At 71.6% G+C, this 22,783-nt stretch carries 23 protein-coding genes; 11 read left to right on the forward strand and 12 right to left on the reverse strand.

All coding sequences use genetic code 11. From position 1 onward, the window contains the following. Positions 1–25: 25 nt before the first annotated feature. Positions 26–1,108, reverse strand: coding sequence for a winged helix DNA-binding domain-containing protein (locus tag EIL87_RS12885; protein ID WP_125090615.1), 1,083 nt, complete (start codon positions 1,106–1,108; stop codon positions 26–28). A 4-nt stretch (positions 1,109–1,112) separates the two neighbouring features. Continuing rightward, positions 1,113–1,682, reverse strand: coding sequence for a DinB family protein (locus EIL87_RS12890; protein WP_125090617.1), 570 nt, complete (start codon positions 1,680–1,682; stop codon positions 1,113–1,115). A gap of 62 nt (positions 1,683–1,744) precedes the next feature. Here EIL87_RS12890 and EIL87_RS12895 point away from each other — a divergent pair, with 62 nt between their 5' ends. Then, complete coding sequence (locus EIL87_RS12895; RefSeq protein WP_125090703.1) at positions 1,745–2,692, forward strand: helix-turn-helix transcriptional regulator; 948 nt, start codon at positions 1,745–1,747, stop codon at positions 2,690–2,692. 326 nt (positions 2,693–3,018) lie between these two features. Here the strand turns inward: EIL87_RS12895 and EIL87_RS12900 are convergent, their stop codons facing one another. After that, on the reverse strand, positions 3,019–3,669 hold the full coding sequence (locus EIL87_RS12900; protein ID WP_125090619.1) for a response regulator: 651 nt from the start codon (positions 3,667–3,669) through the stop codon (positions 3,019–3,021). After that, on the reverse strand, positions 3,666–4,613 hold the full coding sequence (locus tag EIL87_RS12905) for a HAMP domain-containing sensor histidine kinase (RefSeq protein WP_125090621.1): 948 nt from the start codon (positions 4,611–4,613) through the stop codon (positions 3,666–3,668). The genes EIL87_RS12900 and EIL87_RS12905 overlap by 4 nt, the downstream gene beginning before the upstream one ends. Before the next feature lie 157 nt (positions 4,614–4,770). On the opposite strand from EIL87_RS12905, the gene EIL87_RS12910 reads away from it, so the two are divergent. From EIL87_RS12910 to EIL87_RS12920, 3 genes are all read left to right on the forward strand, one after another. Further along, positions 4,771–5,883 (forward strand): acyltransferase family protein, encoded by a 1,113-nt coding sequence (locus EIL87_RS12910; RefSeq protein ID WP_267898842.1) that lies wholly within the window; start codon positions 4,771–4,773, stop codon positions 5,881–5,883. Between the two features lie 7 nt (positions 5,884–5,890). Continuing rightward, positions 5,891–6,913, forward strand: a complete 1,023-nt coding sequence (locus EIL87_RS12915; protein WP_125090625.1) for an LLM class flavin-dependent oxidoreductase — start codon at positions 5,891–5,893, stop codon at positions 6,911–6,913. A gap of 154 nt (positions 6,914–7,067) precedes the next feature. Beyond that, positions 7,068–8,351: an SLC13 family permease gene (locus tag EIL87_RS12920; RefSeq protein ID WP_125090627.1), complete on the forward strand. Its 1,284-nt coding sequence runs from the start codon at positions 7,068–7,070 to the stop codon at positions 8,349–8,351. A 7-nt stretch (positions 8,352–8,358) separates the two neighbouring features. On the opposite strand, the gene EIL87_RS12925 is transcribed toward EIL87_RS12920, so the two are convergent. Then, on the reverse strand, positions 8,359–9,153 hold the full coding sequence (locus EIL87_RS12925) for an aminoglycoside 3'-phosphotransferase (protein ID WP_125090629.1): 795 nt from the start codon (positions 9,151–9,153) through the stop codon (positions 8,359–8,361). A gap of 890 nt (positions 9,154–10,043) precedes the next feature. On the opposite strand from EIL87_RS12925, the gene EIL87_RS12930 reads away from it, so the two are divergent. Beyond that, a complete protein-coding gene (locus EIL87_RS12930) occupies positions 10,044–10,655 on the forward strand; it encodes a dihydrofolate reductase family protein (RefSeq protein WP_125090631.1) in 612 nt (203 codons plus the stop codon). A 337-nt stretch (positions 10,656–10,992) separates the two neighbouring features. Here EIL87_RS12930 and EIL87_RS12935 read toward each other — a convergent pair whose 3' ends face one another. Both EIL87_RS12935 and EIL87_RS12940 read right to left on the reverse strand, forming a co-directional pair. After that, positions 10,993–11,649 carry a maleylpyruvate isomerase N-terminal domain-containing protein gene (locus tag EIL87_RS12935; protein ID WP_125090704.1) on the reverse strand — a complete coding sequence of 219 codons (657 nt, stop codon included), beginning with the start codon at positions 11,647–11,649 and terminating at the stop codon, positions 10,993–10,995. Positions 11,650–11,662: 13 nt separating this feature from the next. Then, positions 11,663–12,220 (reverse strand): TetR/AcrR family transcriptional regulator C-terminal domain-containing protein, encoded by a 558-nt coding sequence (locus EIL87_RS12940; RefSeq protein WP_125090633.1) that lies wholly within the window; start codon positions 12,218–12,220, stop codon positions 11,663–11,665. Positions 12,221–12,309: 89 nt separating this feature from the next. Here EIL87_RS12940 and bioB point away from each other — a divergent pair, with 89 nt between their 5' ends. From bioB to EIL87_RS26830, 6 genes are all read left to right on the forward strand, one after another. Beyond that, positions 12,310–13,368, forward strand: coding sequence for a biotin synthase BioB (gene bioB / locus EIL87_RS12945; RefSeq protein ID WP_125090635.1), 1,059 nt, complete (start codon positions 12,310–12,312; stop codon positions 13,366–13,368). Further along, positions 13,368–14,627: an adenosylmethionine--8-amino-7-oxononanoate transaminase gene (locus EIL87_RS12950; protein ID WP_125090637.1), complete on the forward strand. Its 1,260-nt coding sequence runs from the start codon at positions 13,368–13,370 to the stop codon at positions 14,625–14,627. The genes bioB and EIL87_RS12950 overlap by 1 nt, the downstream gene beginning before the upstream one ends. Beyond that, positions 14,624–15,754 carry an 8-amino-7-oxononanoate synthase gene (locus EIL87_RS12955; protein ID WP_125090639.1) on the forward strand — a complete coding sequence of 377 codons (1,131 nt, stop codon included), beginning with the start codon at positions 14,624–14,626 and terminating at the stop codon, positions 15,752–15,754. The genes EIL87_RS12950 and EIL87_RS12955 overlap by 4 nt, the downstream gene beginning before the upstream one ends. Next, positions 15,751–16,425 (forward strand): dethiobiotin synthase, encoded by a 675-nt coding sequence (gene bioD / locus EIL87_RS12960; protein ID WP_125090640.1) that lies wholly within the window; start codon positions 15,751–15,753, stop codon positions 16,423–16,425. The genes EIL87_RS12955 and bioD overlap by 4 nt, the downstream gene beginning before the upstream one ends. A 1,028-nt stretch (positions 16,426–17,453) precedes the next feature. Then, entirely contained in the window at positions 17,454–18,878 is a 1,425-nt protein-coding gene (locus EIL87_RS12965; RefSeq protein WP_158628636.1) for a cytochrome P450, read from the forward strand. Between the two features lie 87 nt (positions 18,879–18,965). Beyond that, positions 18,966–19,133: a hypothetical protein gene (locus tag EIL87_RS26830; RefSeq protein ID WP_158628637.1), complete on the forward strand. Its 168-nt coding sequence runs from the start codon at positions 18,966–18,968 to the stop codon at positions 19,131–19,133. Between the two features lie 142 nt (positions 19,134–19,275). Here EIL87_RS26830 and EIL87_RS12970 read toward each other — a convergent pair whose 3' ends face one another. The 5 genes from EIL87_RS12970 to EIL87_RS12990 form a co-directional block, all read right to left on the reverse strand. Then, a complete protein-coding gene (locus tag EIL87_RS12970; protein WP_125090644.1) occupies positions 19,276–19,698 on the reverse strand; it encodes an acyl-CoA thioesterase in 423 nt (140 codons plus the stop codon). Between the two features lie 63 nt (positions 19,699–19,761). Continuing rightward, positions 19,762–20,538, reverse strand: a complete 777-nt coding sequence (locus tag EIL87_RS12975; protein ID WP_267898843.1) for a putative hydro-lyase — start codon at positions 20,536–20,538, stop codon at positions 19,762–19,764. Positions 20,539–20,554: 16 nt separating this feature from the next. Beyond that, on the reverse strand, positions 20,555–21,406 hold the full coding sequence (locus EIL87_RS12980) for a 5-oxoprolinase subunit C family protein (RefSeq protein ID WP_125090646.1): 852 nt from the start codon (positions 21,404–21,406) through the stop codon (positions 20,555–20,557). After that, positions 21,403–22,014 (reverse strand): 5-oxoprolinase subunit PxpB, encoded by a 612-nt coding sequence (gene pxpB / locus EIL87_RS12985; RefSeq protein ID WP_125090648.1) that lies wholly within the window; start codon positions 22,012–22,014, stop codon positions 21,403–21,405. The genes EIL87_RS12980 and pxpB overlap by 4 nt, the downstream gene beginning before the upstream one ends. Then, the gene (locus EIL87_RS12990) at positions 22,014–22,775 is read right to left on the reverse strand and encodes a LamB/YcsF family protein (protein WP_125090650.1); all 762 of its coding nucleotides are present in this window, start codon (positions 22,773–22,775) and stop codon (positions 22,014–22,016) included. The genes pxpB and EIL87_RS12990 overlap by 1 nt, the downstream gene beginning before the upstream one ends. Between the last annotated feature and the right edge of the window lie 8 nt (positions 22,776–22,783).

Below are 22,783 nucleotides of genomic sequence, written 5' to 3' on the forward strand. Positions count from 1 at the left end.
CCGATTGATCCGAACGCCACCAAGGTCACGACACCCGCACTTGCTCGCTCGCGCCCTCGGAGAGGAACGACGCCAGTCCGCTCCCCCGCTCGACCAGGTCCTGGCGTCGCCGACGTGGCAGCGAGCGCACCAACGAGATGTGCACCGCACCGTCGGTGGACCTCCAGGTCCCGGCGACGCGGCCATCGACGAGCACGACGCGGTCACCGGCCACCGACAGGCCGCGGTGCTCGTCGTCGACGATGCGGCTGCGGTCGTCGTAGCCGAGGAGGGCGTTGTCGAAGGCCGGGAGGAAGCGAACGGGAGCGGGCACGTCCGGGTCGGGTCGCGGGGCGTCGGGCAGGTCCAGCAGCTCCCGTCCGCGCTCGTCCCGGAACGTGACCAGTTCATCACGCGTGGCAGCCACCGCGCCGGGCAGTCCCGCCAGACCCGACCACGCTCGGACATCAGCCGTGGCGGCCGGCCCGAACGCCGCGAGGTAGCGGCGCACGAGGCCCCTTCCGGCCGCGTCGTCCCGCGTCACGGGGTCGACGTCGTGCCCCAGCCACGCGGAGATCGGCAGGTACCGGGCTGCTCCTCCGGTCCGCCACAGTCCGCGCGGTGGCACCTGCACCACCGGGATCAGCGCCCCGACCAGCACCTCGCCCAGCGCTCTGGTCCTCGGCTCGGGCCAGCGGTGAGCCAGCGCCTTCCCGAGCTCGGCCTGCGACTGCGGTTCACCTCCGGCCAGCACCTCCCGGCCCGCCTCGGCGAGCTCGTCGAGGTCGACGTCGGCGAGTTCGCGCCGGTAGACGGCGAGGACCCGCTGCCGCAGCATCGCCTCGTGACGGGACCGCCAGGACAGCACGTCCTCGGCGGTGAGCAGGTGGATGGTGCGGCGCATCAGGTGGGTCCGCACCACCCGCCGCCGGGTCAGCAGGTGCGACAGCTCTGCCGGGTCGAACGTGCTCAACCGGGACCACAGCCCGACGAACGGTTCTTGCGGTTCCTGCGCCTGCATCCCGCACAGGTGCGCGACCGCCTCGTGCGGATCGAGCTGCGCCGGTGCCAGCAAGAGCTGCCGGGCCAGCGTCGCGCGGTTGAGCGCCCTGTTGTCGAGGACCGCCATGCGCTCAGGTGGTCGTCTGGCCGTCGAGCGTTTCGCGGATGATGTCCGCGTGCCCGGCGTGCTGGGCGGTCTCGGAGATCACGTGCAGCAGGACCTGCCGCACGGTGAGCTCGGTACCGGGCTCGTGCCACGGGGCCTCGGGCACCGGGTGCGAGGTCAGCAGGTCGGGCAGCTCTGTGATGACCTCCTCGGTGCGCTGGGCCACCTCCTCGTAGCGCGCCAGGATCGCCTCGCGGGTGTCGCCGGGCAGCACCTGGAACTCCGCGATCCGGTCGGTCATCCACTTCGGGTACTCGCGCGCGGTGCCTGCTTCGATGTCGGCCCAGGTGACGCCCTCGGGCAGCTCGAAGCTCATGGCCGAGGGCCCCTCGAGCACGAACCTCATCCAGGACCGCTCCATGTTCGTGACGTGCTTGACGAGCCCGCCCAGGCACAACTCGCTCTGGGTGGGGCGCTCGCCGAGCCGCTCGTCGCTGAGCCCGCGGACGGTGGTGAGCAGTTGTGCGCGGGTGTTCGCGAGTTCGGCGAGCAGGTCGCGCTTTTCGGTCTCGAGTGCGTTCTCCGTGGTGGTCATGGCAGTAGGGTGCCCGCAGTACCGGCCAGGTTGTGTCCGCTACTGCGGGCATCATGGAATTCATGCGGGGAACTTCGGCTCGACTGCTGGCGCTGCTGTCGTTGCTCCAGGCGCGACGGGACTGGCCGGGTTCGGCGCTGGCCGAACGGCTGGAGGTCAGCGACCGCACGGTGCGCCGCGACGTCGACCGGCTGCGAGAACTGGGCTACCCGATCGCGACCACCAAGGGCCCCGATGGCGGGTACCGGTTGGAGGCGGGCAGCAACCTGCCGCCGCTGCTGTTCGACGACGAGCAGGCCATCGCCCTGGCGATCGCGCTGCGCATCGCCACCACCGCGGGCGCGGGCATCGAGGAGGCCGCCGGCCGAGCGTTGACGACCGTCCGGCAGGTCATGCCGTCCCGGTTGCGGCACCGGATCGACACGCTCCACGTCACGGCGGTCGAACGCGGCACGCGCCACCGGGTCGACAGCGAGTTGCTGATGACGCTGAGCAGCGCGGTGCACGCCCGGGCGGAGCTGCGCTTCGACTACACCGGCTCGGCTGCCTCGCGCCGCGCGCAGCCGCACCACCTGATCACCTGGGGCGGACGCTGGTACCTCATCGCGTGGGACCTCGACCGCGAGGACTGGCGGACCTTCCGAGCCGATCGGATCACGCCGCGCACACCGACCGGCCCGCGGTTCAGCCCGCGCGCTCTTCCGGGCGGGGACGTGTCCGCGTTCGTCCGGAACCACTTCCAGGGCTCGGAGACCTGGCCGTGCCTGGGCGACGTCATCCTCGACCTGCCCGCGGCCACGGTTTCGCGCTACACCTACGAGGGCGTGGTCGAGGAACTGCCGGACGGGCGCTGCAAGCTCACCCTCGGGTCGTGGTCGTGGCGGTCCCTGGCGGCCGAGATCGGCAAGTACGACGCGGACGTGGAGGTCGTCGGGCCATCGGAGCTCAGGACCGCCTGCGCGCAGCTCGCCGAGCGCTACGCCGCAGCAGCGGGCGGCGCCCCGTCGTAGCGGACCGGTTCAGCGTCCCGCCCGGTTCGGCTTCGCCGCCGACGAGCGGACGACCGCCCTGCCGGCTGCCGCGCCGAAGCGGCAGGCCATCAAGAAGTAGAGGGCAAGAATTCTCGGTCGCGTGGTCACGATCTTCGAACCTCTTCTCGCGTGCGTTGTGACGACCTTCTGGTCGTATCGCATGATCGCGGCGCCGCCACTCGAGTCGTGGCCGATCGTCGCCAGATGACCCGGACGAGCTAGGCGTGTTCCTCACTTCGGGGGTGACGTCCGGTTCTGCGAGAACAGTTCGCAGTCGCCGGCGCACGACCTGCGAACCGCCCGTGTCAGGGTTCGATCAGACCGGAGCGGATCGCGTAGCGGGTGAGCTCGAGCCGGTCCTTCATCCCGAGCTTCGCCATCAGGTTGGAGCGGTGCCGTTCGACCGTCTTGATGCTGATCACGAGCAGGTCTGCGATCTCCTTGGAGGAGTGCCCCTCCGCGACCAGCTTCAGGATCTCCTCCTCCCGGTCGGTGATGGCCCGGTCGGGGACCTCCTCGCCCTGTCCCGCGCGCTCGAGGAAGTTGCGGATCAGCGCGGTCACGGCACCGGGGTACAGGAACGGCTCGCCGCGCATGGCCGCGCGGCACGCCTCGACCAGGTCGCGGTCGGCGACGGACTTCAGCACGTACCCGGAGGCCCCGGCCTTGAGCGACTCGAACAGGTACTGCTCGTTGTCGTACATGGTCAGGATCAGGATCCGCAGGTCCGGCCGCACCCGGGTGAGCTGGCGCGCCGCTTGCAGCCCGGTCAGCCGCGGCATCGCGATGTCCAGGATCGCCAGGTCCGGCATCTCGGAGCGGGCGAGGTCCACCGCCTCGGCGCCGTCCCCGGCCTCGGCGATGACGGTGAGGTCGGGTTCGTTGTCGAGGATGAGCCGGACACCGCGCCGGACGAGCACGTGGTCGTCGGCGAGCAGGATGCGGGTGGGCCTCATCGGCGGCTCCCGCCGCGGATCGGCACGTCGAGCTTGACGTCGGTCCCCCCGCCGGGCGCGTCCTCGACCGCGAGCACGGCTCCGGCCAGGAGCGCCCGTTCTCGCATGCCGCGGATGCCGGCGCCTTCGGGGGCCGATCCGATCCCCTTCCCGTTGTCGCGCACCCGCAAGCGCACCTCCGAGGGGTCGACGCGCACCCCCAGTTCGATGCGCGTGGCGTTCGCGTGCCGGACGGCGTTGGTGATGCTCTCCTGCGCCACCCGGTAGATGACGAGCTCGACCTCCTCCCCCAGCGCGGGCAGCTCACCGTCGATCCGGCACCGCACGGCGACCCCGTGGACCTCACCGGTGAGCGACTTCAACGCGCTGGCCAGACCGAGCTCCTCCAGCACACCCGGGCGCAACCGCCGCGCGATCCGGCGGATCTCGTCGAGGCTGTCGCGCGTGGTCTCCTGCACCTGGTGCAACGCGGTGGACACCGACTCCGGCGCCTCGTCGGCCACGCGCCGGAGCTCCAGCAGCACCGCGGTCAGGCTCTGCCCGACCTCGTCGTGGAGTTCCCGCGCGATGCGGCGGCGCTCCTCTTCCTGAGCGGACAGGGCCCGTGCGTTGCTGGTGGCGCGCTCGATCTCGAGCCGGTCCAGCATCGCGTTGAACGCCTTGATCAGGTCGGCGATTCCACCGTGGCCGGACACCGGTGGGCGCGCCCCGGGTCGCAGCAAGTCGGCCGTGGTCATCGCACGGGTCAGCCGCCGCAGCGGCAGGAACCCGATGCGCAGCAGCACGGCGTTGGCCACCAGCATCGCTGCGAGACCCGCCACGAGGATGAGCCCCTCGGCCGGGAGCACCGGTGTCGACACGGTGGCCGGGCTGAGCACCAGGAGCGCCGTGGCCGCGGTGAGCACGGCGGCGTTGAGCAAGAACACCCGCCAGAACAAGGACACGACCGCACCTCCCGTCCCCCCATTCGACCACCGGTCGCGATCGAACACCCATACGGGTCAACGCGCAGCAGGAATGGGGGTCAGCCCCGATGGCACTCCTCCACACAGGTGATGGAGGCTGGTTCCGGTAGCACCTGTAGAGGAAGAAGCGACACGCGTGACAGCAGCCGGTACCGGTGGCGCACGGAGCCGTCGGAAGATCAGCTGGGATCTTGTTCGGGCCGGCTGCGTGGTGTTGGTGATGCTCTACCACTCCACGAGCCTGAGCGTCTTCCTGCACCCCGAGCTCGAGCCGCGCGCCATCGAGTTCCCCTACCAGGTCGGAGCCAGCCTCCTGCTGGTCGTCTCCGCCTACTTCGCGTGCGTGACCATCCGGCGCGGCCCCATGCTGCGCTACTGGTGGGGCCGCGTGGCCCGGTTGCTGCCCTCGTTCCTGGCGGCAGTCGTGATCAGCTACTTCGTGCTCCGGGCGTTCCCGATCGAGGGCTGGTTCTTCCCCCTGCCCGAGGACCTGTGGGCGAACCTGCTGATGCTGTGGCACTGGAAGCCGCAGTTCTACCCGTTCATCGACGGCTCGCACTGGACGGTGCCGCTGCAGCTGATGGGCTTCACGGTCGCCGCCCTGCTGTACAAGAGCCCGTGGGGGCACGGGCGGGGGATCCTGGTCGTGATGTGGACGGCGGTGCTCCTGCCGCTGGCCCAGTGGCCGATCCGGATCAACGACCCGGTCGAGGGGTACCGGACGGTGGTCGACGGGATCGGCATGCACCGCTGGCACCTGTTCGTCGCGGGCGTGGTGATCTGGTTGTGGTCGGTCAAGCGGCTGAGCACCCCGCACTTCGTCGTCCTGCTCGGGCTGTGCATGGCGGCCCAGGAGGTGCACAACTACACGCGCACCCCCGAGGGATTGCTGGCCGACACCGGGTCGTCGGTGGCGGTGGCCATCGGCATGTGCGTGATCGCCCTGGTCGCCCGCGCCCCGGACCTGTCGGTGCCGCCGCTGGCGCGACGCGCGATCAGCTGGTTCGCCGGCATCTCCTACGGCGTGTTCCTGATGCACCAGGCCATCGGCTACATCGTGGTGCGCAAGCTGCAGGACGTCGGTGCCGACACCCTGACCCAGACGCTGGCCATGCTGGTGACCGGCACGGTGCTGGGCTGGATGCTCACCCGGCTGGTCGAGAAGCCCGCCCACAAGCTGCTGATGCGTCCCTTCACGCGGGGCGGGTCCGCGACCAGCCGGGAAGCGGACCCGGCCGGTCGACGTTGACACCGGCGTGAAGAAAATCGGGTTCCTCTCCTTCGGGCACTGGTCGGCCTCTCCGCACTCGCAGACGCGCAGCGCGTCCGACGCGCTGCACCAAGCCATCGACTTGGCGGTGGCCGCCGAGGAGCTCGGGGCCGACGGCGCCTACTTCCGCGTGCACCACTTCGCGCGGCAGCACAGCTCGCCGTTCCCCCTGCTGGCGGCGATCGGGGCGCGGACCAGCCGCATCGAGATTGGCACCGGCGTGATCGACATGCGCTACGAGAACCCGCTGTACATGGCGGAGGACGCGGGTTCGGCCGACCTCATCTCCGAGGGCAGGCTCCAGCTGGGGATCAGCCGCGGTTCGCCGGAGCAGGTCATCGACGGGTGGCGTTACTTCGGCTACCAGCCGGCGGAGGGCCAGACCGACGCCGACCTGGCGCGCAGCCACACCGAGGTGCTGCTCGAGGTGCTCAAGGGCCACGGCTTCGCGCAGCCCCACCCGCGTCCGATGTTCCCGAACCCGCCCGGCCTGCTGCGCGTCGAACCGCACTCGCCGGGACTCCGCGAGCGCCTCTGGTGGGGCTCGGGCTCGAACGCGACAGCGCGGTGGGCGGCGAAGCTGGGGATGAACCTGCAGAGCTCCACGCTCAAGGACGACGAGAGCGGTGAGCCGCTGCACGTCCAGCAGCGCAAGCAGATCGAGGCCTTCCACGAGGCCTGGCGCGCTGAGGTGCACGAGCGCGAGCCCCGCGTGTCGGTCAGCCGCAGCATCTTCCCGATCGTCACCGACCTCGACGCGATGTACTTCGGTGACGAGAGCGGCTCCGAGGACACGATCGGCCACATCGATGCCCACACCCGCGCGATCTTCGGCCGCTCCTACGCAGCGGAACCCGACGTGCTGGTCAAGCAGCTGGCCGAGGACGAAGCGATCGCCGCGGCCGACACCCTGCTGCTCACGGTGCCCAACCAGCTGGGCGTCGACTACAACACCCACGTCCTCGACAGCGTCCTCCGCCACGTGGCCCCGGAACTCGGCTGGCGCTGAAGCGCCCGACCGGCGGGGTACTGGCTGAGCCAGTTGGCCAGTTCGGTATTGACTTCGCGCCCGCTATCCCGGAAAGTGGCTGAGCCAGTGAGCCACTGTGCCGCGCGCCACACCCCCGTCGTGGCGCGCGGGCCGCGCAGGCAAGGAGGCAAGGGTGCCGCCGGAAGTCATCTCGATCCTGGTGCTGGTCGCCGCGTTCGTCATCACCACGACGCTGTCGGTCAACATGGGCGTGCTGTGCTTCGCAGCCGCGTTCCTGGTCGCCACGGTGTTCGGCGGGTTGTCCGAAGACGACATCTTCGACGGCTTCCCCGGGGACCTGTTCGTGGTCCTGGTGGGCGTGACGTTCCTGTTCGCGATTGCCCGGGCGAACGGCACGACCGACTGGGTCGTGCAACGCGCGGTCCGCGTGGTCGGTGGCCGGATCGCGCTCATCCCGTGGGTGATGTTCGGGATCGGCGCGGTGCTGACCGCGATCGGCGCGGTCAGTCCGGCGGCGGTGGCGATCGTGGCTCCGATCGCGCTGAACCTGGCCGCGCGCTACCGGATCAACCCGCTGCTGATGGGTGCGATGGTCGTGCACGGCACGCAGGCAGGCGGGTTCTCCCCGATCAGCATCTACGGCAGCATCGTCAACGAGGTGGTCGCCAACAGCGGGCTGCCGGGCAGCCCGGTGGCACTGTTCCTGGGCAGCTTCGCCGCCAACGCGATCATCGCGGCCGTGGTGTTCGTGGTCTTCGGCGGACTCCGGTTGCGCCGTGGTGCCGAAGCCCGTCGGCTCATCGCCACCGGCGCGGGCGGCAGTGACGAGCTCGCCGACGTTCCGGAGGAGGAACTGCGGCTCAACCGCGACCGGGTCCTGACGCTGCTCGGCCTGGCGGTCCTGGTGGTCACCACCCTCGGCTTCGGGCTCGACGTGGGGCTGATGGCGATGAGCGTCGCCGTGGTGCTCAGCGTGCTCTCGCCGAAGACGGGCAAGGCCGCTCCGGGCGAGGTCGCCTGGCCGACCGTGCTGTTGATCTGCGGTGTCCTCACCTACGTCGGCGTGCTGGAGAAGATGGGCACGATCGACTGGGTGGGCCACTCGGTGGCCGGGATCGGCGTTCCGCTGCTGGCGGCACTGCTGCTGTGCTACATCGGCGCGATCGTCTCGGCTTTCGCCTCGTCGGTCGGCATCATGGGCGCGCTCATCCCGCTGGCGGTGCCCTTCCTGCACGCGGGCAGCGTGGGGCCGATCGGCATGGTCACGGCGTTCGCGGTGGCGGCCACGGTCGTCGACGTCAGCCCCTTCTCCACCAACGGTGCGATCGTGCTGGCCAACGCCAAGGACGTCGACAAGGACACGTTCTTCCGCCAGCTGCTGGTGTACGGGGGCCTCGTCGTGGCGGCGGCGCCGCTGGCCCTGTGGGTCCTGCTGGTCCTGCCCGGCTTCGGCTGATCGCAGTTCAGTCGGCGGTGGTCCACAGCAGGCGGTAGTAGGCGGTCCGGTCGAGGTCCGGCTCGACGCCGTAGGCCTCGAGCAGCGGTTCCTCCCAACCTGCCCCGTAGTTCCAGTGGGTGGCCCAGGTGGCGACGGCGAGGTCGGCCCAGCGGTCGGCCACGCCGAGGCTGCCGAGGTCCACGTGGCCCGTGCAGCGACCGTCGTCCCCGATGAGCGTGTTGGGGGCGCAGGCATCGCCGTGGCAGACCACGAGCCGGTCCACGCTCGGCGTCCCGTCGAGAACGCCGAGCGCACCCCCGACGGTGCTGATGTGCTCGCACCCGGGTGGCCGCAACGCCGGGTCGATCGACTCGCCGGCGCGCGCACGGGCGGCGTCCAGCCTGCGCTCGGCCGACCAGTCGAAGGGGCAGTCCGACACCGGCAACGCCTCGTGCAGCGCGCGCAGTCCGGAACCGATGGCCCGCACAGCGGTTCGGGGCTCGGCGAGCCACCGGGTGTCGACCGCGGACCTGCCCGGAAGGCCGGCCGTGACCATCCACTCCCCGTCCTCGTCCGCACCGGAGTCGAGCACCGGAGGGACCGGGGTGCGGCCCGCCGCCCACCGCAACCGCGCCACCTCGGGAGCCAGGGGGACGCCACGCGGCGACCACTTCACGAAGAGCTCGCCGCGCTCTGCCGAGATCTGGAAGGTCAGTCCGCCGACCTCGTTGCGCCACACGGCGTGAACCGTCCTGCCGCCCGCGATCTCGCGCACGACGGGCGGGACCTCCACCGGCCCCGTGGGCGTTGCAGCGATCACGGGGCCATCCTGCCAGCGTCACCCGAGGACACCACCCGACCCCGTGCCGAACGCGCGTCGGCTCCCCGAGCGATGTCCACCTGCGGCTCTCCGTCGGCGACCAGGTCGGATCGCGAACCCCTGCGGAGCACGCCCGATCGTGCCGAGCGCATCGGCGGTCGCACCCTCGCGTGCGACCAGTGCTGGCGCTGAAGGCGGCCCACGGCAGCTGCCGCGCGATCTCGACGCTCGGGCCAGGTGCAGCTGGTGTGACGGCGACGCGGCGGTCGCGCACGACGCCGAACCTGGCCAACGCCGCTCCCGAAGCGGGTTCGGGGCTGTCGGTCGCCGACCCTGAAGGCAAGCCGACGCCGGCTGAACGGCTTGGAAGCGTGTCGACCAGCACCTGCCGATGGCCGCGGTCGTGCTACGAGACCGCCGAGTGCGGAGGCACGTCACGCAGATCGTCGTCCTGACCGACGCGCTGAGACCGTCTCGTCGCGCGCGGACGAGGTCCTGCTGTCCCCCGAGGGCGTGACGTTGTTGACCTCCACGTGGGCTGGTCACCGTCGCGACGGCGAACCGGTCGACCCAGTACCGAGGCAGACCCTCGAGGCGACTTCGCGCCGGAGCGTGCACCGGGTCCCTCACCGGCGCCGGCGGAGAGCGAACGCCGGGATGTCGCGGTCATTCCAGACCCAGGTGCCGCACTCCTGCCGGACCCCGCTCACGGCCAGGCCTCGAAGACCTCCAACCCGCTGTCTGCAGTGGATCCCGTACGCGCCGGCGCTTCGGCGGCCCGGTGGTCGCTGCGCACCTCCTGCACCGCAGGCCCCGCCGCACTTGACCGATGAGTTCCACGGCGCCGAGGAGTCCACCTCGGTGACCGACTACTGGAGAGGACCACTGCGATGAAGCTGACGGTGAGCACGTTCGTCTCGGTCGACGGCGTGATGCAGGGGCCTGGTGGACCGGAGGAGGACCGCAGCGGCGGGTTCGAGCGCGGTGGCTGGCTCGCTCCGCTGTTCGACGAGGACGCCGGGCACTTCATGGACGAGATGTTCCAGCGCGTGGACGCGTTCCTGCTCGGACGTCGCACCTACGACATCTTCGCCGCGTACTGGCCCAAGGTGGACGACCCGGACGACCCGATCGCCACCAAGCTCAACACGCTCCCGAAGTACGTGCCGTCCACGACTCTGACCGACGCCGAGTGGTCCGGCACCACCGTGCTCACCGGTGACGTCGCGGCGGCGGTGCGCGACCTCAAGGCGCAGGAGGGCCGTGAGCTGCAGGTCCACGGCAGTGCGACCCTGGTGCGCTTCCTGCTGGGCCACGACCTCGTGGACGAGTTCACCCTCCTCACCTTCCCGGTGATCGTCGGCCAGGGTCTGCGTCTGTTCCCCGGCCAGGGCCCGGACGTGTCGCTGGAACTCACCGAGTGCCGCGCCACCCCGAAGGGCATCACCATCCAGACCTACCGCCCCACCGGGCGCCCCGGATACGGCACGGTCGGCGAGTAGGACTCGTTCAGACCCGCGGCCGCGCCGGTGGGAGCAGCGGCACCACCGCGGGTCTGCACGCGCCTTGCGCCAGCGCACTGCCCTGGCCACTCGCCATGGCAAGGGCCGGTTTCCCCGTCAGGACGTTCCCACTACCCGGGACGCCACGCGACCTCGGACAGCCCCACCAAGGTGTTCGCGCCTGCGGGGTGCTGCTGCTGTGGTGCTACAAGAACGGTTCCGAAGTACCTACGGGCCTTTTCACCCCCGGACACGGCGTGGAGCACGGCGGAACCTGTGCTGCAGAGGACTTCGTCGCACGGCTGCTCAGCCCGCGACGAAGGTCGTGCGGGCGGGCTCAGGCGAGCACGAGCGGCACGGCGAGGTGCAGCCGGTCGAGAGCGGCCTGCTCGGCCCCGGTCGGCGCGCGCCTCCCCGTGACCACCCGGAGAACGTCCACGTCGGAGAACGACTCGGGCAGCGGTGCTCCGGCGATCTCGCCGAGCACCTCCCGCGTCGCCGCGAGCGCCTCGTCGGCCGGACCGGGTACGTGCGGCAGGTGCGCGACCAGGTCAAGGTGGTGCAACGTCCACTCGACCACGTACGCGGTCAGGTAGTCGGCGACGGAGAGGACCTCGTCCTTCGTCTGGACCCGGGCCCGCGGGTCGGCCAGGCGCGCGGCGCGTTCGGCGGCCGAGCCCAGGTCGTCGAGGTGGAACTTGAGCAGCCATGGCTCCTGGTAGGCGGCTGCGAGCCGGACGGTCAGGGCGTCCAGCGGATCGCCCCCGGACGGCAGGCTGTCGGCGAGGTCCCAGTAGGTGGTCGCGTTCCGGGTCGGCGCGGCCTCGGACGGGGTCGCCAGCGTGATCAGGACGTCCTGCGCGTCGATGACCAGGTGGCACACCAGGTCTCGCACGAGCCAGCCTCGGCACCCGGACGGCTGGAGCAGGTCGTAGTCGGCGAGACCGGCCACCGCGGAGCGCAAGGACGCCCACGACGAGGCGAAGAGCTTCACGCCACTCACCGGATCACCTCGCCGCGACGCGGGCGCGGAGACCGTCGAGCAGGAGTTCCAGGCTCCGCTCGAAGTCGCCCTCGCCGTCGGGGTTCCGGTCGATGGCGCCGGCGCTGGCGGCCTGCATCGCGGTCTGCTCCTCGACGGTGTGGCCGAAGACCAGGTGCAGGATGGCGCGGGTGCCGACGTCGACGAGGTCCTCGGGAAGACCTCCGTCGGCGAGCGCCGAGCGCAGCGCGGACGCCGGTTCGTGCGCTCCGAGCCCGAAGGTGTGGGCGGTGACGACGACCTCGGCCCCGTCCCGGTAGGCGAGCATCGCGTCGCGCAGCTCCGCGCAGACCTCGACGACCCGCCGGTCCCAGCGCTGGGCGCGGCGCTGGCGAGCACCGCGCCGCAGGACCTCGTCGGCGACCGCGGCCAGCAGCGACTGCTTGTTCGGGACGTGGTGGTAGAGGGCGCTGGGCTGCACCCCGAGCTCGGACGCGAGACGGCGCATGGTCAACGACTCCAGTCCGTACTCGTCGAGCACCGCGATGGCCTGAGCCACGACATCGCTGCGGTGGTAGCGCACTCCGACCTCCCGTTGACCGATGGACTCCCCCAGTTTAGCCTGAACGCCGTTCAGGTGAACACCGTTCAGGTCGACTCCGGGAGAGACCCATGAGCTCCACCTTCGATCAGCTCGCCGATGTGGTCCTGGCCGGGCGACCGGCCACGGCCGAGGACGCGCTCACCGTGCTGCGCGCCGACGACGCCGAGTTGATGTCCGTCGTGGCGGCAGCCGGACGGCTGCGCCGCGCGCACTTCGGCAACACGGTGAAGGTCAACTACCTGGTCAACCTGAAGTCCGGGTTGTGCCCGGAGAACTGCAACTACTGCTCGCAGGCGCTCGGTTCGAAGGCCCCCGTCCTGAAGTACTCGTGGCTGTCCGAGGACGAAGCGCTGCGCCAGGCCGGTGCCGGGCTCAAGGGCGGGGCGAGCCGGGTGTGCGTGGTCGCCTCCGGGCGCGGCCCCTCCCACCGGGACGTCGACAAGGTCACCGCGATGGTCGGCGCGCTGAAGGCCGAGCACCCCGACGTCGAGGTGTGCGCATGCCTGGGCCTGCTGTCGGACGGCCAGGCCGACAAGCTCAAAGCCGCCGGGGTGGACGCCTACAACCACAACATCAACACCGCGGAGAGCCACCACGACAGCATCGTCCAGACCCACACCTACGCCGACCGCGTGGACACCGTCGACAAGGCCAGGACTGCCGGCCTCTCGCCGTGCTCGGGGTTGATCGCCGGCCTGGGCGAGACCGATGAGCAGCTGGTGGAGGCGTTGTTCGCGCTCCGGGACCTGGAGTCGGACTCGATCCCGGTGAACTTCCTGATGCCCTTCGACGGCACGCCGTTCGCCGACACCTGGGAGCTCTCCCCCACCCGCTGCGTGAAGATCCTGGCGATGGCGCGGTTCGTCTGCCCTGACCGCGAGATCCGCATCGCCGGCGGCCGCGAGATGCACCTGCGGTCCCTGCAGTCCGTCGCGCTGCAGGTCGCCAACTCGATCTTCCTCGGCGACTACCTCACCTCCGAGGGGCAGGAAGCCGAAGCGGACCTGGCGATGATCCGCGACAGCGGCTTCGTGGTGCTGGGCTCGGACGAGGAAGTCGCGCAGCGGCCCGTCGATCCGGCGATCCGCCGCCGCGGCGCGGGAACCGACGTCCTGCCCAACGCGTGATGGACGCCCCCGACCTGCTCGCCTTCGACCGCGAGCACCTGTGGCACCCGTACACCTCGATGGTCGACCCGGCGCCGACCCGCTTGGTCACCGGCGCCTCGGGCAGCCGGATCCACGTCGACGGATCGGGGTGGGTGGTCGACGGGATGGCGTCGTGGTGGTCGGCGATCCACGGTTACCGCCACCCGGTGCTCGACGAGGCTCTGCAGCGGCAAGCCGAGCAGTTCTCGCACGTCATGTTCGGCGGGCTCACCCACGAGCCGGCGGTCGAGCTCGCCCGGCGGTTGGTCGAGATCACCCCGGACGGGCTCGACCGGGTCTTCCTCGCCGACTCCGGGTCGGTGAGCGTCGAGGTCGCGATGAAGATGGCGCTGCAGCACCAACGCGGAACCGGACGGCCGGAACGCACGCGGTTCCTCACCGTGCGCGGCGGGTACCACGGCGACACCTTCGACTGCATGAGCGTGTGCGATCCCGGAGGTGGGATGCACTCGATGTGGTCGGCGGTGCTGCCGAGTCAGGTCTTCGGCGAACGGCCACCCGCCTCCGACGCGGAGGTCCCGGCTTGGGCGGAGGGTTTGCGGGCGTTGGCCGCTGAGCACGCCGCCGAGCTGGCCGGGCTCGTCGTGGAGCCGCTGCTGCAAGGCGCGGGCGGGATGCGCCCCTACTCGCCCGAGTGCCTGCGGGTGTTCCGCGAGGTCGCCGACGAACACGGTGTGGTGCTGATCTTCGACGAGATCGCCACCGGGTTCGGCCGCACCGGAACTCTCTTCGCCTCCGAATCCGCCGGTGTGCGCCCGGACGTGCTGTGCCTGGGCAAGGCGCTGACAGGCGGGTACCTCACGCTGGCGGCGACGCTGTGCACCGACGAGGTGGCGCGCGGGATTTCCGGCAGCGATTCGGGCGTGCTCATGCACGGCCCGACGTTCATGGGCAACCCGCTGGCCTGCGCAGTGGCCTCGGCCAGCCTGGACGTGCTGGCCACCGGTGGCTGGAAGGACGACGTCGCGCGGATCAACGCGGGTTTGCAGGCGTTGCACGAGCTCGACGCGCCCGAGGTGCGGGTGCTAGGCGCGGTCGGCGTGGTGCGCCTCGACCACCCGGTGGACGCGGCTCGAGCGACGGAGGTCGCCCTCGCCGAAGGCGCGTGGCTGCGCCCGTTCCGGGACTTGATCTACACGATGCCGCCGTACGTGTGCAGCGACGACGACATCGCGACGCTGTGCGCGGGCATCGCCGCCGCGGTGGAGGCGGGATGAGGTGGCAGGCGTGGCTGGCCGAGCAGCGAGAAGCGCGTGAGCAGGCGGGACTGCAGCGAGTGCTGCGTCCCCGGTCAGCCGGCGACGACGTCATCGACCTCGCAGGCAACGACTACCTGGGGTTGAGCGCGCACCCGGACGTGCGCACCGCTGCCGCCGAGGCAGCGCGGGTGTGGGGTGCGGGTTCGGGCGCCTCGCGGCTGGTCACCGGCACGACGACCCTGCACGGTGAGCTGGAGGACGAGCTGGCGGCGTTCACCGGGCGGGAGGCTGCGCTGGTGCTGTCGACCGGCTACCACGCGAACCTCTCGGCGGTGACCGCGCTGGCCGACCGCGACTGCCTGATCGTCTCGGACGCGCACGTGCACGCGTCGCTGATCGACGCGGCGCGGCTGTCGCGGGCAGCGGTCGAGGTCGTGCCGCACAACGACGTCGACGCGGTGCGGACCGCGCTGGCCGAGGCAGGTGCGCGGCGGGCGGTGGTGCTGACCGAGTCGGTCTACTCGGTGCTCGGCGACGTCGCGCCGGTGGCCGAGCTCGCCGACGTCTGCGCCGAGCACGGCGCGTTGCTGCTGGTGGACGAGGCGCACGGGTTGGGCGTCGCCGGCACCGGGGGGCGAGGTCTGGTGAGCGAGCTGGGTGAGGCGCCGCACGTGGTCATGACCGCGACCTCGTCGAAGTCCCTCGGCGCGATGGGCGGTGCGGTGCTGGGCTCAGCAGAGTTGGTCGACCACCTCATCAACCGTGCCCGGCCGTTCATCTTCGACACCGCCCTGGCCCCGGCGCCCACCGCCGGGGCGCTGGCCGCGTTGCGCCTGGTGCGCAGGCACCCCGAGCTCCCCGAACGCGTTCACCGCAGGACCGCGCAGCTCGCGCACCGGCTCGGGACGCCCCGGTCCGCGGGTGCGGTGCTGTCGGTGCCGATGCCCACTCCGCGAGGGGCGCTCGCGGCGCAGGCCGAGGCGCACGACGCCGGTGTCCGGGTGGGGTGCTTCCGCCCGCCGTCGGTGCCCGACGAGGTCTCCCGGTTGCGGATCACCAGCCAGGCCGGGCTCAGCGACGACGCGTGGGCGCACGCGGTCGAGGTGCTGGCCGGGATCGTCGACCGGCACCAGGAGGAAGCGTGATCGTCTTCGTCACCGGGACCGACACCGGGGTCGGCAAGACCGTGGCCACAGCGGCTCTGGCAGTCCACTTCGGACCTGACGTCATGGTGGTCAAGCCCGCGCAGACCGGTGCGGACGAACCCGACGTCGAGGTGGCCCGCCGGCTGGCGGGGTGCGCGGTCGCGCAGTTCAGCCACCTCGCGGACCCGCTGGCCCCGGACACCGCCGCGCGGCTGCGGAACCTCGCCGTCCCCTCCGTCGGCGAGCACGCGGCCCGCATCCGCGAGCTCGCATGCCACCACGACGTGGTGATCGTCGAGGGCTCCGGCGGTGCGCTGGTCCGCCTCGACACCGCCGGAGGCACGCTGCCCGACCTGGCCACCGACCTGGCCCGCGACCACGAGGTGCGGGTCCACGTGGTCACCAGGCTCGGACTGGGCACGCTCAACCACACCGCACTCACCGTGGAAGCGTTGCGCGCACGAGGCCTGGAACCCGCAGGACTGCTGCTCGGCTCCGCACCCGACAACCCCGACCTGGCCGAACGTTGCAACCTCACCGAGCTCCCCCGCCTCACCGGGGTCCCCGTCCTCGCCGCACTACCCGACGGAGCGGGCACCCTCAAGCCCACCCAGTTCCGCACGCAGGCCCCCACCTGGTTCGAGCCCCACACGACCACGAGCGGGACGTGACGACGCCGGCCGCAGCCGCGAACGAACGCCACCGGCCCCGACGCCCGAAGCCCATCCGTCTACCCGTGCTCCACCACACGATCCCCGACGAGAGGCGGGCCAGCGTGGGGAACACGCGGGCGTCCGCGGCGCGGCTCCGCCCCACCCACCTCTCGACCCGGCCCAACAACGCACCACACCACCGAACAACCCTCCCACCACCTCGACCGGGAGCGGCACCACTCGGCGGGAGAACTCGAACTTCACGCGCCATGTGAGCCCCACGCCTCGGCGTCGAACCGCGCGCGAACCTCGACAGAGACGGTTGTTCCCGGTCCTCGGAACGGAGTGGGGTGCGCGAACCAACCCAGAGCGGTGTTCAGGCCACCACGGGTTCGGGCAGGACGCGAGCACCGCGGCGCGGTGAGAGCGCGCTGGTGGAGGGCGTGGACGGTCCCCGGGCCGCCGGTCGCGGGCGGCGGCCTGCGCACGCTCCACACCGAAACCCGACCGTGGAGGCGTTGCGCGTGGTCTGGAACCTGCGCTGGCGCCGGCTCCGCGCCAGACGACCTAGCCCTGGCCGAACGGTGCGACACCAGAGGACGCCCCGCTCCACCGGAAACGACACACCCGGGTCCCTCGGGAAGAGTCGAACTTCGCCCGAGGTTCGAGGCCGACTCGTGAGGGTCGCACTTCGCGCGGGTGTGGGACAGCCCTCGGGGGGCTTGTCCCCTTGCCCGACTGGCAGACCCTCGACCCGGCAGAGTTGCACCTGGCCAGGCCACCGAGGAGCGTCCGGTCGACCACGTCGGCGGCCAGCTGCTGCTCGACCGCCACACCCGCGACCACCACCGGACACGCGTGGCCGGGCACCGGTGGGGAGCCGAACGCCAGTGCTGCGCGGCTCGGTTGTGCGCGTGTCGGAAGGCGTTCCACCCGGGCCGGCCTGGAGCCGCGTGGGAGCTCCGCTGCCTCCTCCTGCGGTCGGAGCCGCATCCGGGCCCGCCAGGACGATGTGTGCGCGGTCACGCCCCGATAGCGTGGGGTGCATGGCGACTTCGACCGGCACCTCCACAGCGCTGCACCAGGGGCACTGGTGGGAAACCACCGCGCCGACCGGTTCGCGCGAACTCGTGCCCTCGCCCGCCGGCCCGACCGACGAGCCGGGGCCACCACCACCGCTGGACGGCCCGGGCCGGTGGCGGCAGACCGTGCGGTTGGCGCGCGACCAAGGGCGCGTGCTGTTCGAGGGCTTCCGCCGGCACGGCGACATCTACGGCATCACCACCGTGCTGGAGAAGCGGCCGCTGGCCATCACCACCCACCCCGACCACGTGAAGTCGTTGTTCACCGCGGGTCCCGCGCTGGCACCGTCGACGGCCGGGCAGTCGCAGCTGCGCCCGATCGTCGGCGACTCGGTGCTGACCGTGACCGGTGAACCGCACCGCCGGAAGCGCAAGCTGCTCATGCCGCCGTTCCACGGCAAGGCCATCGCGCGCTACCAGGAGCAGATCGAGGAAGCGACCGCGCGCGAGATCAACAGCTGGCGGCCCGGTTCCCGGATCCGCCTGGCCGACGCCGCCCAGAAGGTCACCCTCGACGTGATCATGTCGGGTGTCTTCGGCATCGACCACCGCTCGGGCGAGCTGGAGCAGCTGCTGCGACACCGGCTGCGGCAGCTGCTGGCGCTGTCGGTGAGCCCGTTCGCGCGCCTCAGCGAGCTGGTGTCCATGCGCAGGTCCGAGCCGGTGGGCCTGCAGAAGTGGGGACTGGCGCACCTCGACCGGGCGGTCATGGCGCTGATCGGAGAACGCCGGGCGAAGCACGTGCCGGGCGAGCGGCACGACATCCTCTCGTTGCTGCTCGACACCCGCGACGAGGACGGGCAGGCGCTCAGCGACGGGGAGCTGCGCAACGAGCTGCTCACGCTCGTGCTCGCCGGGCACGAGACGACCGCGAACTCCATCGGCTGGACGTTCGAGCGGCTGGTGCGCCACCCGGAGTCCTACGGCAGGCTCCGCGAGGAGACCCGCGGCGGGGACGACGAAGGCTACGTCGAAGCGGTGGTCCACGAGTCGATGCGGTCGCGTCCGGTGGTCCCGCTGCTGGGCAGGCGCGTCATGGCGGACTGGCGGTTCGGCGACCGGGTGGTGCCGAAGGGCACCCGCGTGCTCATCGGCGTCCTCGCGCTGCACCACCGGGACGACCTCTACGACGACCCGTTCACGTTCGCCCCGGAACGCTTCCTCGGCGTCAAACCCGGCTCCACCACGTGGATCCCGTTCGGCGGCGGCGATCGGCGCTGCCTCGGGGCGACGCTGGCCATGGCGGAGATGCACACCATGACCAGGGAGATCGCCCGGCGGACGGACCTGCGCGCGGTGTCCGCCGCCCCGGAGCCCCCGGTGCACCGCAACGTCACGATGATCCCGGGCCGCGGCGCCACCGTGGAGATCACCTCCGTCACCAGCTGATCTCCGGCGTGTCCTGCCCCACGCCCGGCTAACCCCCGCACATCGCGATCCGATCACACAGGTGTCAGGCACCGACGGAGGCGAGCGATGAGCACCGACACCCGGACACGGATCCTGCTGCAGGACCTCGCCCCGCTGCGGGAGCAGGCCGAACCCTACGACGACTGGCAGCGACTCGACCACGACGCCGCGGTGGCCGCCGCCCGCATCCGGGACTGCGACCTCCCCGGCCGCAGCGCGCCGAAGAACGCCTAGTTGCTCAGCGTTCGCGCAGTGGCGGACATGTCGCGCGGCTTGTCCGCCACTGCGCGCTCAGGCAATGCGGATGCCGGGTCAGGGCGGCACGCGGAGACCACGCTCCGGTTCCCCGCAGGCGCGGAGCGGTCCGGCGCTGAGCTCAGCTGCCCGGTGCGAGGACTGCGGCGTCGAAGCCGACGGCCTCCAGCGCCGCCTTGGGGTCGGCGACGAGCTTGCGGGCGTCGAGGTCCATCAGGCCGAGCACGCAGGTGATGTCGGCTGAGATCGTGCCGTCGGCCTTGGTGAGCACCGTGTCGAGGTGGAACGACTTGCCCGAGCCGAACTTGGCCTCGCAGGAGGCTTCGACGTGCTCGTCGGCGCGCAGCTCGCGGCGGAAGTTCACGGTGGTGCTCAGCAGCACCGGGGCCAGCTTCTTCTCGCCCAGTTCGTTCCAGTCGCAACCGGCCGCCCGGAACCCGGCCACGCGCGCCACCTCGCCGTACTGGTGGTACACGGCGTGGTTGACGTGGCCGAGGGCGTCGAGTTCGTAGCTGCGGACCTGGATCGGGATGCGGAACGTCACCCGCCCACGGTAAGCAGCACCCACGGCATCTGTTCCCCGATCATGACGAGGATCGCAGCGGGTTCACGGAACCTGGTAGTCGCTGTCCCGGGCGTCGGTGATGGCCATGTGCCCGGGGGCGTGCCCGATGGCGAAGGGCGGCTTGGAGTGCATCACGGCGGCCTGCGGGGTGACACCGCAGGCCCAGAACACCGGGACCTCCCCGGGCCGCACCTCCACGGCTTCGCCGAAGTCGGGAGCGGCGAGGTCGGTGATGCCCAGCTCCTCGGGCGCACCGATGTGCACCGGAGCGCCGTGCACCGCCGGGTAGCGGGAGGTCACGCGCACGGCGGTGGCCACCAGCTCGGCGGGGACCGGCCGCATCGAGACCACCAGCGGCCCGGAGAGCTTCCCGGCAGGGCGGCACTGCCGCGAGGTCCGGTACATCGGCACGTTGCCGCCCGCCTCGATGTGCCGGACCGGGACGCCGGCGTCCAGCAACGCCGCCTCGAAGGTGAAGCTGCAGCCGACCAGGAAGCTGACCAGGTCGTCCCGCCACAGGTCCACGACCTCGGCGCGTTCGTCCACCAGCTGCCCGTCGCGGTAGACGGTGTAGGCGGGCAGGTCGGTGCGCAGGTCGCCGTCGAAGATCGACGCGCTGGTCTCGCCGGGTTCGGTCACGTCCAGCACCGGGCAGGACTTCGGGTTGCGCTGCGCGAACAGCAGGAAGTCGTAGGCGTGCTCGCGTGGCAGCGAGATCAGGTTCGCCTGCGTCCACCCGGCGCTGAAGCCCGAGGTCGGCGCCCGCAGACCTTCGCGGAAGGCGGCGCGGGCCTGCTCGGGCGACATGTCCTTCGACATCGTGAACTCCTCGGACTCACTCGTAGCGGAAGTGCACGCGCTGACCCGGTCGTGCTTGCGCGGCCCGGCGGACGTCGGCCGACACCACCACGCCGATCACCGGGTAGCCGCCGGTGACGGGGTGGTCGGCGAGGAACAGCGTCGGCGTGCCCACCGGCGGAACCTGGAGGGCACCGGTGACCATGCCTTCGCTGGGCAGCTCCTCGGTGCAGCTGCGCTCCAGCACCGGCCCGTCGAGCCGCATGCCGACCCGGTTGCTCTCGGCGGTGACTTCGTAGGGCGCGCTGACCAGCGTCTTCAGCGCATCGGCGGTGAACCAGTCGTCGCGGGGGCCCGGACGCACCCGCAGCACGACGTCGTCCGGTGGCCCGGCGACGGGCGCGAGGTCCACGACCGGGAAGCGGGAGGGCGGTGGCCCCACGGGCAGCACCGCGCACGGCTGGAGCGCCTCCGGGCCGAGCCCGGAGAGCACGTCGGTGGAGCGGGAGCCCAGCACCGGCTCGACGTCGATGCCGCCGCGCACCGCGAGGTAGCTGCGCAGCCCCACCGCGGGGACGCCCAGTCGCAGTTCGGCTCCGCGGGCGACGTGCAGCACCGAGTTCGGCGCGCCCTCCCGGCCGGCGACCGTGATCGGGCACGGGGCGCCGGTGAGCGCCACCGTGAGGTCGCGGGTGGCGCGCAGCGCGAGCCCGCCGAAGGTGACCTCGATGGCGGCCGCGCCCTCGTCGTTGCCGACCAGCCGGTTCGCCAGCTTCAGCGAGGGGACGTCGGCGGCACCGGAGGTGCCCACGCCGATCCCGGCGTGACCGGGTCTGCCGAGGTCCTGAACGGTGGCGAGAGGACCGGTGGTCAGGACTTCCAAGCTCATCCGATCTCCCGGAACCGCACTCGCACGCCCGGTCGCAGCAGCGCGGGCGGATCGCGGTCGATGTTCCAGATCTGCAGGTCCGTGCGTCCGATGAGCTGCCACCCACCGGGCGATTCGCGCGGGTAGATGCCGCTGAAAGCTCCTGCCAGGCCGACGGATCCGGCCGGGACGGCGGTGCGCGACTCGGTCCGGCGCGGGACGACGAGGTCCTGCGGGCCGCCGGTCAGGTAGCCGAACCCGGGTGCGAAGCCGCCGAAGGCCACCTTCCACGGCGCGCCGACGTGCTTGTCGACGACCTCGCGTTCGGTGAGTCCGGTCAGCCGGGCGACCTCGGCGAGGTCGGCGCCGTCGTAGACCACCGGCACCTCCAGCTCCTCGCCGCCGTCGCGCAGCCCCTCGCGGGGTTCGGCCGCGCGCACCGCTTCCTCGACGGCCCGCAGGTCCGCGCACTGCGGATCCAGCTGCAGCAGCAGCGTTCTCGCTGCCGGGACCAGGTCGACCACGCCCTTGGGCGGTGCGTCGGCCAGCGCCGCGTAGAGCGCGTGGACCTCCTGCAGGTCGGCGAGCTCGACCAGCAGTCCCGAGTCGGCGCAGGGCAGGAAGCGCATCACCCCTCCCCGGTGGCGAACGCCCGCAGCTCGACCCCGGCTTCGGTGAGCCGGTTCCGCACGGTTCGCGCGATGGCCACGGCGTCGGGGCTGTCCCCGTGCAAGCAGATCGAGTCGGCGTGAACCTGGATCTCGCTGCCGTCGATGGCCCGGATCGGTTCGCCCGCGGCGAGCCGCAGGCAGCGCTCGGCGATCTCCTCGGCATCGTGCAGCACGGCCCCGCGTTCGCGCCGCGACACCAAGGTCGCCTCGGGGGTGTAGGCGCGGTCGGCGAAGGCCTCGCGGAAGGTCCGCAGCCCGGCCCGCTCGGCCTGGGCCAGCCACTGCGAACCGGGCAGGCCGAGCACCGCCAGCGACGGGTCGTAGTCGCGCACCGCCTCGACCACGGCGGCCGCCTGCTCGGCGTGGTGCACGATCGCGTTGTAGAGCGCGCCGTGCGGTTTGACGTACCGCACCTCGGTGCCGACCACGCGGGCGAACGCGGCCAGCGCACCGATCTGGTAGATGACGTCGTCGGTGAGTTCGCGCGGCTCCACGTCGATGAACCGGCGGCCGAAGCCGGCCAGGTCTCGGTAGCCGACCTGCGCGCCGACCGCCACACCGCGCTTGGCGGCCTGGTCGACGGCCGAGCGGATCACGGCGGCGTCGCCGGCGTGGAAGCCGCAGGCGACGTTGGCGCTGGTCACCAGGCCCAGCAGCGCCTCGTCGTCGCCCATTTCCCAGCGGCCGAACCCCTCGGCCAGGTCTGCGTTGAGATCCACAGTCGTCC

Origin of the sequence: Saccharopolyspora rhizosphaerae, from assembly GCF_003931915.1 — a bacterium.
GTDB classification, from domain to species: domain Bacteria; phylum Actinomycetota; class Actinomycetes; order Mycobacteriales; family Pseudonocardiaceae; genus Saccharopolyspora; species Saccharopolyspora rhizosphaerae.

Excerpts from the sequence above, each read along its gene's own strand:
- EIL87_RS12885 (WP_125090615.1), bottom strand. The coding sequence starts at position 1,108 with ATGGCGGTCCTCGACAACAGGGCGCTCAACCGCGCGACGCTGGCCCGG.
- EIL87_RS12890 (WP_125090617.1), bottom strand. The coding sequence starts at position 1,682 with ATGACCACCACGGAGAACGCACTCGAGACCGAAAAGCGCGACCTGCTC.
- EIL87_RS12895 (WP_125090703.1), top strand. The coding sequence starts at position 1,745 with ATGCGGGGAACTTCGGCTCGACTGCTGGCGCTGCTGTCGTTGCTCCAG.
- EIL87_RS12900 (WP_125090619.1), bottom strand. The coding sequence starts at position 3,669 with ATGAGGCCCACCCGCATCCTGCTCGCCGACGACCACGTGCTCGTCCGG.
- EIL87_RS12930 (WP_125090631.1), top strand. The coding sequence starts at position 10,044 with ATGAAGCTGACGGTGAGCACGTTCGTCTCGGTCGACGGCGTGATGCAG.
- bioB (WP_125090635.1), top strand. The coding sequence starts at position 12,310 with ATGAGCTCCACCTTCGATCAGCTCGCCGATGTGGTCCTGGCCGGGCGA.
- EIL87_RS12950 (WP_125090637.1), top strand. The coding sequence starts at position 13,368 with ATGGACGCCCCCGACCTGCTCGCCTTCGACCGCGAGCACCTGTGGCAC.
- EIL87_RS12955 (WP_125090639.1), top strand. The coding sequence starts at position 14,624 with ATGAGGTGGCAGGCGTGGCTGGCCGAGCAGCGAGAAGCGCGTGAGCAG.
- EIL87_RS12965 (WP_158628636.1), top strand. The coding sequence starts at position 17,454 with ATGGCGACTTCGACCGGCACCTCCACAGCGCTGCACCAGGGGCACTGG.
- EIL87_RS26830 (WP_158628637.1), top strand. The coding sequence starts at position 18,966 with ATGAGCACCGACACCCGGACACGGATCCTGCTGCAGGACCTCGCCCCG.
- EIL87_RS12975 (WP_267898843.1), bottom strand. The coding sequence starts at position 20,538 with ATGTCGAAGGACATGTCGCCCGAGCAGGCCCGCGCCGCCTTCCGCGAA.
- EIL87_RS12980 (WP_125090646.1), bottom strand. The coding sequence starts at position 21,406 with ATGAGCTTGGAAGTCCTGACCACCGGTCCTCTCGCCACCGTTCAGGAC.
- pxpB (WP_125090648.1), bottom strand. The coding sequence starts at position 22,014 with ATGCGCTTCCTGCCCTGCGCCGACTCGGGACTGCTGGTCGAGCTCGCC.